11 protein-coding genes and 1 tRNA gene are annotated in these 14,364 nt (G+C 71.9%); 4 read left to right on the top strand and 8 right to left on the bottom strand.

Annotation, left to right across the window (positions count from 1 at the left end):
- Positions 1–40 precede the first annotated feature (40 nt).
- Positions 41–454, top strand: coding sequence for a globin (locus AQI95_RS37655; RefSeq protein WP_107121866.1), 414 nt, complete (start codon positions 41–43; stop codon positions 452–454).
- Between the two features lie 129 nt (positions 455–583).
- On the opposite strand, the gene AQI95_RS37650 is transcribed toward AQI95_RS37655, so the two are convergent.
- From AQI95_RS37650 to AQI95_RS37635, 4 genes are all read right to left on the bottom strand, one after another.
- Positions 584–1,261, bottom strand: coding sequence for a DUF8185 domain-containing protein (locus AQI95_RS37650; protein WP_067134863.1), 678 nt, complete (start codon positions 1,259–1,261; stop codon positions 584–586).
- Positions 1,258–1,674 (bottom strand): acyl-CoA thioesterase, encoded by a 417-nt coding sequence (locus tag AQI95_RS37645; protein WP_067134860.1) that lies wholly within the window; start codon positions 1,672–1,674, stop codon positions 1,258–1,260. The genes AQI95_RS37650 and AQI95_RS37645 overlap by 4 nt, the downstream gene beginning before the upstream one ends.
- 6 nt (positions 1,675–1,680) lie before the next feature.
- Positions 1,681–3,345, bottom strand: coding sequence for an energy-dependent translational throttle protein EttA (gene ettA / locus AQI95_RS37640; RefSeq protein WP_067134858.1), 1,665 nt, complete (start codon positions 3,343–3,345; stop codon positions 1,681–1,683).
- Positions 3,346–3,484: 139 nt separating this feature from the next.
- A complete protein-coding gene (locus AQI95_RS37635; protein ID WP_067134856.1) occupies positions 3,485–5,656 on the bottom strand; it encodes a protein kinase domain-containing protein in 2,172 nt (723 codons plus the stop codon).
- Positions 5,657–5,996: 340 nt separating this feature from the next.
- On the opposite strand from AQI95_RS37635, the gene AQI95_RS37630 reads away from it, so the two are divergent.
- Entirely contained in the window at positions 5,997–6,695 is a 699-nt protein-coding gene (locus tag AQI95_RS37630) for a DUF4232 domain-containing protein (protein WP_244188972.1), read from the top strand.
- 261 nt (positions 6,696–6,956) lie between these two features.
- A complete protein-coding gene (locus AQI95_RS37625) occupies positions 6,957–7,181 on the top strand; it encodes a hypothetical protein (protein ID WP_244188971.1) in 225 nt (74 codons plus the stop codon).
- Positions 7,182–7,193: 12 nt separating this feature from the next.
- On the opposite strand, the gene AQI95_RS37620 is transcribed toward AQI95_RS37625, so the two are convergent.
- The 4 genes from AQI95_RS37620 to AQI95_RS37605 all read right to left on the bottom strand — a co-directional run bounded on the left by AQI95_RS37620 (position 7,194) and on the right by AQI95_RS37605 (position 13,966).
- On the bottom strand, positions 7,194–8,627 hold the full coding sequence (locus AQI95_RS37620; protein ID WP_244188970.1) for a Cys-Gln thioester bond-forming surface protein: 1,434 nt from the start codon (positions 8,625–8,627) through the stop codon (positions 7,194–7,196).
- Positions 8,628–8,899: 272 nt separating this feature from the next.
- On the bottom strand, positions 8,900–9,376 hold the full coding sequence (locus AQI95_RS37615; RefSeq protein WP_067134853.1) for a single-stranded DNA-binding protein: 477 nt from the start codon (positions 9,374–9,376) through the stop codon (positions 8,900–8,902).
- A gap of 441 nt (positions 9,377–9,817) precedes the next feature.
- A complete protein-coding gene (locus AQI95_RS37610; RefSeq protein WP_425264954.1) occupies positions 9,818–11,542 on the bottom strand; it encodes a YfjP family GTPase in 1,725 nt (574 codons plus the stop codon).
- Between the two features lie 813 nt (positions 11,543–12,355).
- Positions 12,356–13,966, bottom strand: coding sequence for a dynamin family protein (locus tag AQI95_RS37605; protein ID WP_067134849.1), 1,611 nt, complete (start codon positions 13,964–13,966; stop codon positions 12,356–12,358).
- A 322-nt stretch (positions 13,967–14,288) separates the two neighbouring features.
- Between AQI95_RS37605 and AQI95_RS37600 the strand changes: the two genes are divergently transcribed.
- Positions 14,289–14,361: transfer RNA gene (locus AQI95_RS37600), tRNA-Arg, on the top strand.
- The last annotated feature ends 3 nt before the right edge of the window (positions 14,362–14,364 follow it).

Here is a 14,364-nt window from a genome sequence, read left to right as displayed (position 1 = left end):
GGTCCTAAGGCTCGAGACCTCGGTCAGCCAGTCTGAGACCATAGGGAGCGTGAATGAGATTCGGCGCGGCACGCTTCAGGAGCAGACCTTCTACGAGCAGGTCGGCGGGGAGGAGACCTTCCGCCGGCTCGTCCACCGTTTCTACGAGGGGGTCGCCGAGGACCCGATCCTCAGGCCGATGTACCCGGAGGAGGACCTGGGCCCGGCCGAGGAGCGGCTGGTCCTGTTCCTGATGCAGTACTGGGGCGGCCCCACCACCTACAGCGACAACCGCGGCCACCCCCGGCTGCGCATGCGGCACGCCCCGTTCACCGTGGACCGCGCGGCGCACGACGCCTGGCTGAGGCACATGCGGGTGGCCGTCGACGCACTCGGCCTGTCCGAGGAGCACGAGACGACGCTGTGGAACTACCTGACGTACGCGGCCGCGTCGATGGTGAACACCCCGGAGTGAGCGCGAACTCGCGCCGCTGGACACCGCATTCCGGTCGCGCGTCGTCGTGGGGCGGCTGAACGCCGGGCCGGATGAAGGGAGCCGGACCGCATCGCCGCGGGGCGCACGAGACCCGCGGGCCGGGGCCGGTCAGCGCACGCTGACGCCGAGCGACCCCAGCCCGGACCGCCGTACGACGACGGAGCCGTACGGGGTGCGCAGTCTGAGCCACGCCCCCGAGGAGAACAGCACGGTGTCGGCGGGATCGCCGCCCGGCCGCAGGAAGCCCAGGGACTGGGCCGCGTGCACGGCCCGCACCGGAAGCCCGGTCCGGCCGATCTCCCGGGACCAGATGTCCCGCCCGATCCGGTCCAGCTCGGCGCGGGTACGGCCCTGAGGACCCAGTTCCTCCGTACGCGACCGGAACTCGGTGACCGCAGCGGCCACGGTCGCCCGCAGCGCGTCCGGGGCGGGCAGCCCCGGCTCGGTCTGCCAGCCGCCGCGCGGCGGCAGCACACCGGCCCACGGCGGACCCGTGACCGCGGCCGGCACGTCGGCGGTGGCCGCGCGCTCGTCCACGGACTCCAGGAACTGACCGGCGGAGACGGTCACGTCGAGGGTGACGGCGAGCCCGTCCTCGTACGGCTTGGCCAGCCGTACCGCGCGCACGGCGAGGACCTCGAAGGACGGCGGGCGGCCGAACACGGCGAGCGCCGTGCCGGCCGCCTGCAGGCGCACCGCGGCTCCACGGTCGTAGTGGAGCAGCCGGGAGAGGAAGGCGGCGAGGTCGGCCGCCTCCGTCTCGTCGGCCAGGTGCAGCACCGTCATGCGGCGACGGCCTCCTCGTCGACGGCGTCGTCCCTGTACTGCTCGAGGAACTCCCGCTCCGCGTCGGTGATCCGGCGTGGCCGCTGCGCCTCGAAGTCGAAGGGGACGACCACGGTCCGGGCCTGCACGTAGATCGTGTCCGCGTCCTTCACCTCGTAGGAGACGGTGAAGGACGCGGCCCTGACCTCCGTGATCCACAGCTCGATGTCCACGGGCGTGGGCCGGTGGACGAGCTGACGCCGGTAGTCGATCTCATGGCGCGCCACCACGGAGCCCTCCTTGGACTCCGCGCCCCGCAGGGAGGTGAAGTCGATGCGCGCCTCCTCCAGATAGCGGAGGAAGATCGCGTTGTTGACATGTCCGTACGCGTCCATGTCCGACCAACGCAACGGGCAGCGGTAGATGTGGCGCAAGACCGATCAGCCCCGGGTCAGCTTCTTGTAGGTGGCGCGGTGCGGGCGCGCGGCGTCGGCACCGAGCCGCTCGACCTTGTTCTTCTCGTACGACTCGAAGTTGCCCTCGAACCAGAACCAGCGCGACTCGCCCTCGTAGGCGAGGATGTGCGTGGCGACGCGGTCCAGGAACCAGCGGTCGTGGGAGACGACCACGGCGCAACCGGGGAAGTCGAGCAGCGCGTTCTCCAGGCTGCTGAGGGTCTCCACGTCGAGGTCGTTGGTGGGCTCGTCGAGGAGCAGCAGGTTGCCGCCCTGCTTCAGGGTCAGCGCCAGGTTGAGGCGGTTGCGCTCACCGCCGGACAGGACACCGGTCGGCTTCTGCTGGTCCGGGCCCTTGAAGCCGAAGGCCGACACGTACGCCCGGCTCGGCATCTCGACCTGGCCGACGTTGATGTAGTCGAGCCCGTCGGAGACGACCTCCCACAGCGTCTTCTTGGGGTCGAGGTTGGCACGGGACTGGTCGACGTAGGAGATCTTGACCGTCTCGCCGACCTTGATGTCGCCGGAGTCCGGCGTCTCCAGGCCCTGGATCATCTTGAACAGCGTGGTCTTGCCCGCGCCGTTCGGACCGATGACGCCCACGATGCCGTTGCGGGGCAGCGTGAAGCTCAGCCCGTCGACGAGGACCTTCTCGCCGAAGGCCTTGTTGAGCTTGTCGACCTCGACGACGATGTTGCCGAGCCGCGGGCCCGGCGGGATCTGGATCTCCTCGAAGTCCAGCTTCCGCATCTTGTCGGCCTCGGCGGCCATCTCCTCGTACCGCGCGAGACGGGCCTTGGACTTGGCCTGCCGCCCCTTGGCGTTGGAGCGGACCCACTCCAGCTCTTCCTTGAGCCGCTTCTGCCGCTTGGCGTCCTTCTGGCCCTCGACCTTGAGACGGGTGGCCTTGGTCTCCAGGTACGTGGAGTAGTTGCCCTCGTACGGGTAGGCGCGGCCGCGGTCGAGCTCCAGGATCCACTCGGCCACGTTGTCCAGGAAGTACCGGTCGTGGGTGATGGCCACGACGGTGCCCGGGTACTTGGCGAGGTGCTGCTCCAGCCAGTTCACCGACTCGGCGTCGAGGTGGTTGGTGGGCTCGTCGAGGAGCAGCAGGTCGGGCTGCTCCAGCAGGAGCTTGCAGAGCGCGACGCGGCGCTTCTCACCACCGGAGAGGTTGGTGACGGGCCAGTCGCCGGGCGGGCAGCCCAGCGCGTCCATGGCCTGCTCCAGCTGGGCGTCGAGGTCCCAGGCGTTGGCGTGGTCCAGCTCCTCCTGGAGCTTGCCCATCTCCTCGAGCAGCGCGTCGGAGTAGTCGGTCGCCATCTGCTCGGCGATCTCGTTGAACCGGTCGAGCTTGCCCTTGATCTCGGCGACACCGTCCTGGACGTTCTCCAGGACGGTCTTCTCCTCGTCCAGCGGGGGCTCCTGCAGCAGGATGCCGACGCTGTAGCCCGGGGACAGGTACGCGTCGCCGTTCGACGGCTGCTCGATACCCGCCATGATCTTCAGCACGGTCGACTTACCGGCACCGTTCGGACCGACGACGCCGATCTTCGCTCCCGGCAGGAAGTTCAGGGTGACATCATCGAGGATCACCTTGTCGCCGTGCGCCTTGCGCGTCTTGCGCATGGTGTAAATGAACTCAGCCAAGAGAAACCGTCCGGCAGCTTGAAATCTGGCAGTGGGCAGATACACCCCATCTTGCCTGAACGCCAGGCTTGGGTGTTAACCCGTTTGGTGCGAGGGCTGTGACCTGGGGTTTCTTGGTTGGCGTCGCTGCCGCGGACGGTCAGGTGGGTCCGTGCGGGCTCCGGGAGAAGGCCGTGTCGCCGGCCGTCGCCACGATCGCGTCCCCGACGAGCAGCACTCGCGGCGGATAGTCCTGCGTCTTGTCCCCCGGGTCGTCCAGTGCGGAGCTGCGCCACACCTGCGCTCCGGTGCGACTGTCCAGTGCCAGCAGGCGGCCGAAGCGGTTGGCGAAGTAGACCCGCTTGTACGTCGCCGACACCGCGGGCGCGGACAGACTCTCCACGTCCGTCACCTTCTGCCACAGCTGCTTGCCGCTGTCCGCCGACACCGCGGTGACCGACCCGTCGGACCGGACGAAGTAGACGACGCCGTCCACGAGGGTGGCCGCGCCGGTCAGCGGATGCGCCAGCGGTATCCGTCTGACCTGCCCGGTTTCCGAGGCCACCCGCAGCAGCGCGTTGTACGGCCGTTCGTACCCGGCTTCGTACACGTCCTTCGCGGTCTGGGGGGCGAGGAACAGGGGCTGCCCGCCGACAGCGCCGAGCGCTTCCGCCTTCTGGGGCAGTCGGGCGGTTCCGGTCGGGCTGCCGGGGCCGAGCCGCATCAGCTCGACCGGGGCCCGGCCGGGCTCGGTGCCCTTCGAGCACAGGGCATAGGGGACGCCTCCCAGCGCCGACGGAGTGCAGTACTCGTCCAGCGAGGGCGCCCGCCACAGTTCCTTGCCGGAAGGCCCGTAGGCCACGAACGACGCGCCGTCGGGAGACAGGGTCAGCAGCCCGCCGTCGTACAGGACCGCGTCCTCGGACTTGCTGATGTCGCGTTGCCACCGCCGGTGCCCGGTCGTGGCGTCGAGGGCCACCACGCGCCTGGTCCGGTCGTCCGGATCCTCGTACCCATAGACCAGCCCGTCGCGAACGCCGATCGGCTGCGTCCCCTGGGGGCGGGTGCCGGTCCGCCACAGGGTGCGGCCGGAGGCCGCGTCGATCCTGGCGACCGTGAAGCCCGTACCGCCGCAGAACAGGGCGCTTGCCTGCGCCACGCATCCGGGGGTGTCGTAGTCGAGAGGGACCCCCTTCACGTCGTACCGCAGCTCCGTGCGCCACGGCCGCCAGCCGTCGGGCAGTGACGCGGCACGGGTGGCGGCGTCGGAGGCGGCGGCGGTCCTGGAGGCGGTGGTGGTGTCCGTATCGGACGCGAAGACGGCCACCCCGACACACAGCGCCGTGACGGCCAGCGCCGCGCCGAGGCCGGTGAACAGCATCCGTGCCCGGCGGCGCTCGCCGGTTCCGGTGCCGGTGCCGGTGCCGGTCGTGGCACCCGCGGAGGTGGTGGCCGCGCTCCGAGAAGTGGGGCGGTGCTGGGGTTTCGCGGACCGCCCGGTCATCGGGGACTCGGTGGCGTCGGACTCCGGCAGGGCCTGGAGCATGCGGTATATGTCCGTCAGCTCCGGCCGTGCGGCCGGGTCCTTGTCCAGGCAGCGCTCGACGATGCCCAGGAGCCCTTCGGGCACCCCGCCGAGGTCCGGTGCCCCGTGCACCACCTGATAGCCGGTTATGTACGGGCTGCCGGCGTCGAACGGTCCCGTGCCGACGGCCGCGAACACCAGCAGTGACCCCAGCGAGAACACGTCCGAGGCCGGGGTGACGTCCCGGGGAGCCTCCAGTTGCTCCGGCGACATGAAGGGCGGGGTGCCGATCATCCGCCCGGTCGCGGTGAGGCTCTGGTTGTCGGAGGCGCGCGATATGCCGAAGTCGATGACGCGCGGCCCGTCCTCGGTCATCAGGACGTTGCGCGGTTTGAGGTCCCGGTGCACCAGGCCCGCCCGGTGGATGTCGCGCAGCGCCTCGGTGAGCCCCAGCCCCAGCGCGCGCAGTTCCCGCCGGCTCAGCGGGCCGTCCTTCTCCACGACTTCGGCGAGGTTGAGCCCCGGCACGTAGAGCGTCGCCATCCACGGCAGGTCGGCGTCCGGGTCGGCGTCCACGACAGGTGCGGTGAAGGCGCCGCTCACTTTGCGCGCCGCCGCGATCTCCTGCCGGAAGCGCGTCCGGAACTCCTCTTCCTGGGCGTACGGCCCGCGCACGAGCTTGACCGCGACCTGCCGTCCCGAGGCGGAGACTCCCAGATAGACGACTCCCATGCCGCCCGCCCCGAGCCGGCCGAGAAGGGTGTACCCGCCTATGGACTCCGGGTCCCCGGTGCTCAGCGGCGTCATCGCCGATCATCCCTCCCAGCGCCTGCCTGCCTCACGGGGATCAGAGTAGGGCCTGCCGCCTCGGACACGGAGCCGCACACATCGCACGTCGGTGTCCCTGTGTCCCTGAGCCGTGTCCCCGAGCCGTGCGACGGATCGTCCGTGCGGACGAGGGCTCAACTCCTGCCTCCTCAGGGCGCCCCCGCAGTCCCCCATTCCATCCGGCATCCCACGAAGGCCGCGTTTGTGCAGTTCAGAGCCGGTGTGAGCGTTCCAGCATCCCGAAACCCCTGAAGGGAATGGCGGTTGGGACGCCGCATGGCACAGGCTCGGGTCGTCCAAGCACGGCGCCTCGCCGGACATGGCGATCGTCCTCGCTCAACTCCGCGTCCACGGCCGCGCCTCCGGCGCGCCCACGTACACCGCACGCGGCACGGCCAAGACAAGACCGACCGGCACAGCCCGCAACCAGAAGATCACCTTCCGGATGTTCAGAGAAAGCAGCACACTCATGCGTATCGCCACTCGTTCCGTCTCCCGCGCGACCGCCTCCTCCATGGTCGTCGCCGCCGCCCTCGCGCTCGTCGGTTTCCAGGCCACCGAGCAGACCGCCTCCGCCGCCACCAAGAAGGCCCCCTCGGTCGTCACCTGCACGGCCGCGAACACCAAGCTGACCGTCACCGAGGTGTCCCGCCCGATCAACCACCTGCTGCTCAAGGCCACCAACACCGGCTCCAAGCCCTGCAACGCCTACATCGCCCCCTACCTGAGGGCCGGCGCCGACGCCCAGGCCCCCCTGGCGTGGGCTGAGGAGACCACGCCGCAGGCCGTGGTGACCCTCGAGCACGGCCAGTCCGCGTACGCGGGCATCACGACGTCCACCCCCGACGGCGAAGGCGGAGCCAAGGAGAAGACCCTGGGTGTGATCTTCACCGACAGGAAGGGCAACGCGACCGACAAGGAGACGACCCTGAAGCTGCCGCAGGACGGTGTCTTCTTCAACAGCACTGCCATCGTCACCTACTGGCAGGACAACGCGAAGGACGCCCTCTCCTGGTAGCCACCCCGGCGCTCGCCGCCGGCCCACCCCGCCGACGACAGCACCAAGCCCCAGGCCACCGCCCTGGGGCTTCCCTCTGGAGCGGGTGCCGAGTATCGGACCGCGCGCTCGGCACCGGCCGCGCACCGGGCACGGCACCGCCGCGGAGGAAGTCGCCCGGTCCTGGACGCCGAATCCCTCAGCGGCTCGGAGCCGGCGCGCTACGGCTGGAAAGCCCTGGTGACGGTTGAGCGGTGATCGGCGACGGCCGATCATGGGCCCATGCATCTCGACTTACGTCGCGTGGGCGGACTGGCGGTCATGATCGCGGGCATCGCACTGGGTGCCTGGGTGGTCTTCGGGGCACCGCACGACTGGCATGGTGCCAAGGCCCTCGGGCGTGCGGCGGTCGGTCTGGGGGCTGTGGCGATGATCAGTGGTTCGGCGGGGCTGATCTTTCCCGGCGCGCACCGGGACGGGCCCGGTGGCGGGGACGAAGACATGTGACAGCGGGCGAGGTCAGCCCTCGGGCTGTTCGCGTTTGCGCAGGAGTACCAGGACCGCGCCGCCGATCACCACGAAGCCGATGGCCACGCCGGCGATCAGCGGGGTGATCGCGGAGCCGCCCGTCGCGGCGAGGTCGGTGTCGGGGGCCGTGCTGCCGCCGACCGTCGCGGGGCTGGGCTCGTTGTGGATCCGGGCCGTCTGTGTCGTGATCGCGCCCTGCGTCTTGCAGTCGAGTACGCCGGTGAAGCGCTGGCTGAAGCCGTGCGGCCCGGTGATCGTGAAGTCGTAGGCCTGGTCCTCCTGGAGCGGGATGGTCACCGTGCGGACGGCGCCCGCGGGGATGGTGTGCTCGGCGCCCATCAGCTCGAAGGTGAAGGGCTGGTCGCCCTGGTTGGCCGCGATGATGTCCACGCCGCTCTTCGCGCAGTTCCTCCGGGCCGAGACCGCCGGTATGGCGCCCTCGGCCGCCCAGGTGGCGGTCGCGGTCGCGGAGACCGTGGATTCACTGGAGCCGGCCAGGATCTGGGTCTGGCTGCGGCTGTCGGAGGCGAAGGCACGGCCGACGGGCACGGTGGTCGACGCCTGCACGGTCAGCTGCGCCGTGCTTCCCCCGCCGCCGAACGCGTGGGCCGGGCTCGTGGCCGTGTCCTCGGGGATGTCGAAGTACAGCCGGCTGCCGTCCTTGGCGGAGGTGATCGCCTTGCCGTTCTTGTCGGTGATGCGCACCCCGCTGGTGGACGCGTCCGCGGGCGGAGTCACGGTGACACCGGCCGCGTTGGTGTGCACGGTCACCGGTCCCAGCAACCCACCCGGCCGGCCGGAGACCGCCGGCGGGTCCAGGGTGAGCGAGGCCCGCGGTTCACCGAGGCCGCCGGCGCTCTTCTGCAGATAGTCGGCGAGCTTCTCGGCCTGCGGGTCGACGGCGTCGACCTTCACATGGTCGGAGTAGCGCCAGATGGCCACCTGGGTGCCGGCCGCCGCGTCCTGCTCGGTGAGCGTGCCGGCGCCGGCCCTGCGGGCCAGCGCGGCGAGGTCGTTGACCTGAGGGTAGGAGTTCTGCAGGATCCAGCGGATCCTGCCGGCGTCCTGGTTGGCGCCCAGCGAGGTGCCGGTCCAGGGCGTCTCCTGGTAACGGGCGTCGCGCTGGGTGGGGTTGTGGAGGTCGACGCAGTACGTCTGCAGGGTGCCGCCGCCGTCGACGGACATCTCGAACAGGCCCGCCTCCACCCGCTGGTCGCCGCCGTCCTCATGGATCACGGCCTCGCCGTAGGTCTTCAAGCCGTTGATCGTGGCCGTCGCCCCGCCCTGGGTCTGCGGTGCCTCGTCGGCCGCGGCCGTACCGGCACCGGACAGCGCACCGGCCGCCACGAGACCGGACACCGTCGCGGCGGCGGCCAGGCGGGCCGCTCCGGCGGAGCGGCGGAACCCAGAGAACGCAGCAAGCACAGAATTCCCCTTCGAGCAGGACCCGTTGGACATGGGGGGACGGTCCCACCAGCAGAATCGGCGGCCCCAAGGGGGCACGCCCGGCATCTTATGGATCAGGCGAAGCCTCTCCTGCCGGTCGGATGATCCGATGGGCGATCCGATCCGCAATCGTTATCCCCGGGACCGTCCATGAGCTGGGCATATCGACAAATCCACCCCTTCGTACGGGGTGTTCGGCAACCGCGTCGCGCCCGACCGGCCGGTCGCGGCGCGTCCGTCGGTCGCTGATGTCATGTCACTACGGCTGGCTCCAGGGCCTGTTGGGGCACTTCTTCGCCCGCCGTGTCCGCGGGACGCGGAGTCTCCCAACTCGGCTCCGGCCGGCTCGCCGTGAGAGCGGCCTCCGGTTTGGCCCTGCGCTGGAATGCGGCCGTGCCCCGCGCGAGGTCATGGCCGATCGCCACGGCGTCGATGTCGGCGGAGGCCCACTGCTGCTGTCCGTCGCGGACCTCCGTGCGCACCTTCAGCCGGCCCTGGACGACGAGCGGCTGGCCCACCTCCACGCACGCCGCCACGTTCACCGCGAGCTGGCGGCCCGCCCACACCGTGAAGAAGTTGGTGTGTCCGTCCGTCCAGGCGCTCTTCTCCCGGTCCCAGTAACGCGCGGTCACCGCCAGCCGGAACCGGGCCGACGGGCCCGCCGCCAGCTCTCGGTACACCGGCGCGGTCGCCACGTTGCCCACCACACAGACGGTCGTCTCGTTCATGTCCTCGCTCCCCTCCCCCGCCCGGCGCGCGACGGCCGGACGGACACGCGTACGGGCCCGTCCCGTACGGCTGCGTCTGTCGTGCCGGCACGTACGACCGCCGTACGTACCGGCACGTCCCGGTGATCGCGCATGCCGTCCGCCGTCCCCCGGCCGGACCCGCCGTGCGATCACCGCGACCTCAGACTGCCTCCGCCGGGCCGAGCCCGCTGAGCGCTGTGGACGGCCGCCCACCTGTGGAAATCCCCGTCACCCGCACGAGTGACCCCCGTCCCCCCACCACCGCCCTCACCCCTGATGAGCCGCAGCACCCCGCCCAGCTCACACCCCCCGTGACCACTGCGGCCCCGCCCTCAGCGACCGCAGCGGCCCCAAGCCCTCACACCCCCGACGAACCGCAGCAGCCCCCGACTCACACCCCGCGCAGCCGCCCTCCGGCTCTCAGCTCACGCCCACCCCCGACCCGGTCCGCACGACCCGGCTGTACTGGCCGCGCACCTCCCGGTAGCGCAGGAGTTCCGCCGCCACCGGGTCGAGCACCCGGGCCCGGCCGCAGCCGGCCGCAGCCTCCCGCAGGCGCCGTTCCGCCTCCTGGCCGTAGCGCCGGGCCGGGCCTCTGGCCGCCATCCGGCAGCTCCACTCCACCAGCGGCCCGCCGATGATCCCGCACACCATCAGCAGCACCGGGACACCGAGGTTGGGGCCCACGACGCCGGCGATCTGGCCGGCCAGCCACAGGCCGCCCACGATCTGCAGCAGGGTCATGGCCGCCTGGACCAGCACCGCCACCGGCCACCAGCCCGGCCGGGGCGGCCGTCCCGGCGGCAGTCCGGCCCGCGCCGCCAGTTCGTCCAGCGCCTCCGACAGCCCCTGGGAACCGCGTACGGCCGCCTCGCGCACCGCCTGCGCCCACGGCCCGGGCAGCCCGGCCGAGGCCCGGTCGGCCACCGTACGGACCGCCTGTTCCACGCGCTGGCGTGCCGTGATCTCCTCTTCGGCCTGGGGACGCACCGCGTGGCGGCCCGTCGTGGCGTCGCCGCGCCCCTGGTACCAGCGCCACAGCCGCAGCCAGGGCGTGCCGCAGGCGCGGCCCGCGTTGCGCAGCCAGGCCCGCTCGGCGGCATCGCCGGCCGCGGTGGCGCCCACCGCGTCCGCGAGCCGTCCCGCGAACTCCTCGCGCGCCTCCTCGCTGAGGCCGGCCCGCCGTTCGGCGGCGTAGACGGGCCGCAGGTCGGACGCCGCGGCGTCCACGTCGGCCGCGACCCGGCGGGCCGCCGCGCCGCGCTCCGCCACGAACTGGCCGAGCGCCTCGCGCAGTTCACCGACGCCCTCCCCGGTGAGCGCGGACAGCGCGAGCACGTTGGCACCCGGGTCGCCGTGCTCGCCGACTGCGATGCCGTCCTCGTCCAGCAGTCGGCGCAGGTCGTCCAGGACCTGGTCGGCGGCCTCGCCGGGCAGCCGGTCGACCTGGTTGAGGACGACGAACATGATCTCCGCGTGGCCGGCCATGGGCCGCAGATAGCGTTCGTGCAGCACGGCGTCGGCGTACTTCTCCGGGTCGACCACCCAGATCACCGCGTCGACCAGCTTCAGGATCCGGTCGACCTGTTCACGGTGCTGCAGGGCGGCGGAGTCGTGGTCGGGCAGGTCGACCAGGACGAGCCCGCGCAGCTCCGCCTCGTTGTCCGGGTTGTGCGCGGGGCGGCGGCGCAGCCGGCCCGGGATGCCCAGCCGGTCGATGAGGCCGGCCGCGCCGTCGCTCCAGCTGCACGCGATGGGGGCGGCCGTGGTCGGACGGCGTACGCCGGTCTCCGAGATGGCCACCCCGGCGAGCGCGTTGAACAGCTGCGACTTGCCGCTGCCCGTGGCGCCCGCGATGGCGATGACGGTGTGCCGGCCGGAGAGTTTGCGGCGGGCGGCCGCCTCCTCCAGGACACGGCCCGCCTCGGCGAGGGTGACGGTGTCCAGCCGGGCGCGGGAGAGGCCGACGAGTTCGCGCAGGGCGTCGAGCCGGGAGCGCAGTGGGCCGTCGTACGCCAGTGGGGGTGGGGGGTTGCTGCCCTGGCCCCGGTTGTCGGTCTCGCGTTCCGCGGCGAGCGCGGCGGCTGCGGCCTCCGTGACGCGCCGGGCGATCAGACCGTCGTCCCAGGCCTCCGCGGGGTCGATGTCCGCGTCGGCGTCTCCCCCGGTGTCGGCGCCGGTCCTGTGCCGTGGCGGTGTCTCGTCGCTGGGGCCGGGCTGTCGGGGCGTGCGGCGCGACGGGCGGGCGCGCCGGCCGCTGTGCGCGTCCGCGTCCACATCGACGTCCACGTCCACGTCCACGTCGAGGCTGCCGCCGGGGGCGGACGCCTCCGGGCCCGTGTCCTGCTCCGCCACGCGCGCGTCCCGCACACGGCCCGCGTCCCGCGCACGGACCACTTCCCGCTCACGGATCGCCCCCCGCTCACGGATCGCCTCCCGGTCACGGGTCACTTCCCGGTCCCGGGACACTTCCCGCTCACGGACGGCTTCCCGCTCACAGGCCGCTTCCCACTCGCGGACCGCGTCCGGCGTCAGCCCGCGCAGCTGCGGTTCTTGGGCCCCGTCCTCCCCTCTCCCGCGTGCGAGCCGCCGGCGCGCCGGGCCGGCGCCCCGGGCCTCGTCGTCGTCCGCACCGCCGTCCTCGGCCCGGGGGCTGCGTCCGCCCGCGTCCGTGCCCACCGCCGCGACGCCCGGTGCGGAGCGCGGACCGTGGTCCTCGGCCCGGTGTTCCGGGACGACGACGGCGGTGGTGGCGGTGGCGGCACCGCCCGTGGTGCCTGTCGCCGGTTCGACGGCGGCGTCGCCGGGAGCCCCCGGGCTCGGGGACAGCGGCTCTCCTCGAAGGTCGCCACGTTCTGCGAGGTTCACGGCCTCGGAGTTCATGTGACCGCTGTGCTCAGTAGGCGGCATGTGGTCGGTGTTCTCCATGTGGTCCTGATCAGTGGCGGAGGTCACCGGTCACCTCTCCTTCTGCAGTACGGACAGGGCGGCGATGAGTTCGGCCTGGGGCCCGGGATGGACATCGAGGGCCTCCAGCGCGGCGAGTCGCCGCTCGCGTTCGGCGTGCATGACACGGTCCACGTATTCGGTCAGCAGGCGCCCCGACCTCTCGCGCAGTCGCAGCGCGCCCTGGGCGCCCATCCTGTCGGCGAGCCCCTCGCTCGCGTTGCGCGCCCGGCGCCCGCCGAGCAGCGCGGTGGCGACGACGGCGGTGACGATCTCGGGATCGGGCGCTGACGTACGCTCCAGCACCCGCACCTCGTCCTCGGCGTACTCCTCCATCTCGCGCCGCCAGCGCCGTACCGCGAGGCCGATGCGGTGCTCGGCGCTCTCCAGGGAAAGGCCGCGGTCGGCGAGGCCCGGGGCCTCGGCCGCCGGCTCATGGCGCCAGGCCTCGTCGATGCGCTCGTCGGCGGCGGTGACGGAGCACAGCAGCAGCGCGGCCAGGCTCTCCACGAGCGCGTCGAGGAGTTCACCGGGCGTGCAGTCCAAGGGGAAGGCCCGCCAGCGCTTGAGCGCGTCCCCGGCGAGCACCGCACCGGAGTGCAGACGGCCGCGCACGCGCGCGTGCTCACCGTCGTAGGCGGCGTCCACGGCAGAGGTGAGCCGGAGCGCGGCGGCGTACTGGGCGGCGGCGCCGCTGGCCAGTTCGGGCATGCGGGACTGGAGCGAGTCGAGCAGGCCGTACGCCGTACGGGCGATGACCTGCTGTCGGGCGGCGGTGTCCTGGGCGTGGTGGACGAGCCAGTTCTTCAGGGAGGCGACCGCGGTGGCGGGCAGCAGCCCGGCGCCCCAGGCGGACTCGGGCAGCTCGGGCACCGTGAAGCGGGGTACGTCACCGAGCCCGGCCTTGGTGAGCAGGGCGCCGTACTGCCGGGAGACCTCCGAGACGACCTGGTGGGGCACCCGGTCCAGCACGGTGACGAGGGTGGCGTCGTACTCCTTGGCGGTGCGCAGCAGATGCCAGGGGACGGCGTCGGCGTAGCGGGTCGCCGTCGTGACCATGATCCAGATGTCGGCGGCGCAGATCAGCTCCGCGGCGAGGGCGCGGTTGTCGGCGATCAGGGAGTCGATGTCGGGTGCGTCGAGGAGGGCGAGCCCGCGCGGCAGGGTTTCGGCGGTCTCGATGCGCAGCACGCGCGCGGGCTCCTCGCGGGCGGGCAGCAGGAGATCGTCGACGGGGTCCTGCTCGGCCGCCCACACGCGCGTCAGCTCGGGGAGCACGCGCATGGTGCTGAACCAGTGATGGTCGTCCGGATGACAGACGAGGACGGGGGTGCGGGTCGTGGGCCGCAGTACGCCCGCCTCGCTCACCCGTCTCCCGACGAGGGAGTTGACCAGCGTGGATTTCCCCGCGCCGGTGGATCCGCCGACGACGGCGAGCAACGGCGCGTCCGGCTCGCGCAGGCGGGGCACCAGATAGTCGTCGAGTTGTGCGAGAAGTTCGTCGCGGTTGGCACGCGCGCGTGCGGCCCCGGGCAGGGGCAGCGGAAAGCGTGTGGCGGCGACACGGTCGCGCAGAGCGGAGAGTGTGTCGAGCAGCTGAGGCCGTACGTCCAAGGTCACCACATGCGAAGAATGCCCAACTTTGGGGGAATTCTGAAGCATATAGACATGTCTGCGTGCCGAGAGGACAGAACAGACGGAAGGAACCATTGGGGCGCGGGCACAGTCCAGGCATAACGAGTGCACAACACCCGGGGCGTCAGACGCCAAAAGCGATGCACGAATCGCACCTGCCTGCGATTATCAGGACCGCTTCACCGAACCTCCACATCGAGCCACGGAGGCGAAGCAACGGGGTCAAGGAACCGGGAGCCCTATCCTTGTCCCCGGGCCGCGTCACGGATCAGCCCGATCAGGGCGTCCGGCGCGCACGCCGCCACACCAGGCCCCCGTAGCTCAGTGGATAGAGCAGGCGCCTTCTAAGCGCTTGGCCGCAGGTTCGAGTCCTGCCGGGGGCGCCC

This window comes from Streptomyces yokosukanensis (assembly GCF_001514035.1).
Taxonomy (GTDB): Bacteria; Actinomycetota; Actinomycetes; order Streptomycetales; family Streptomycetaceae; genus Streptomyces; species Streptomyces yokosukanensis.
This window is presented reverse-complemented; position numbering and strand designations above follow the sequence as displayed.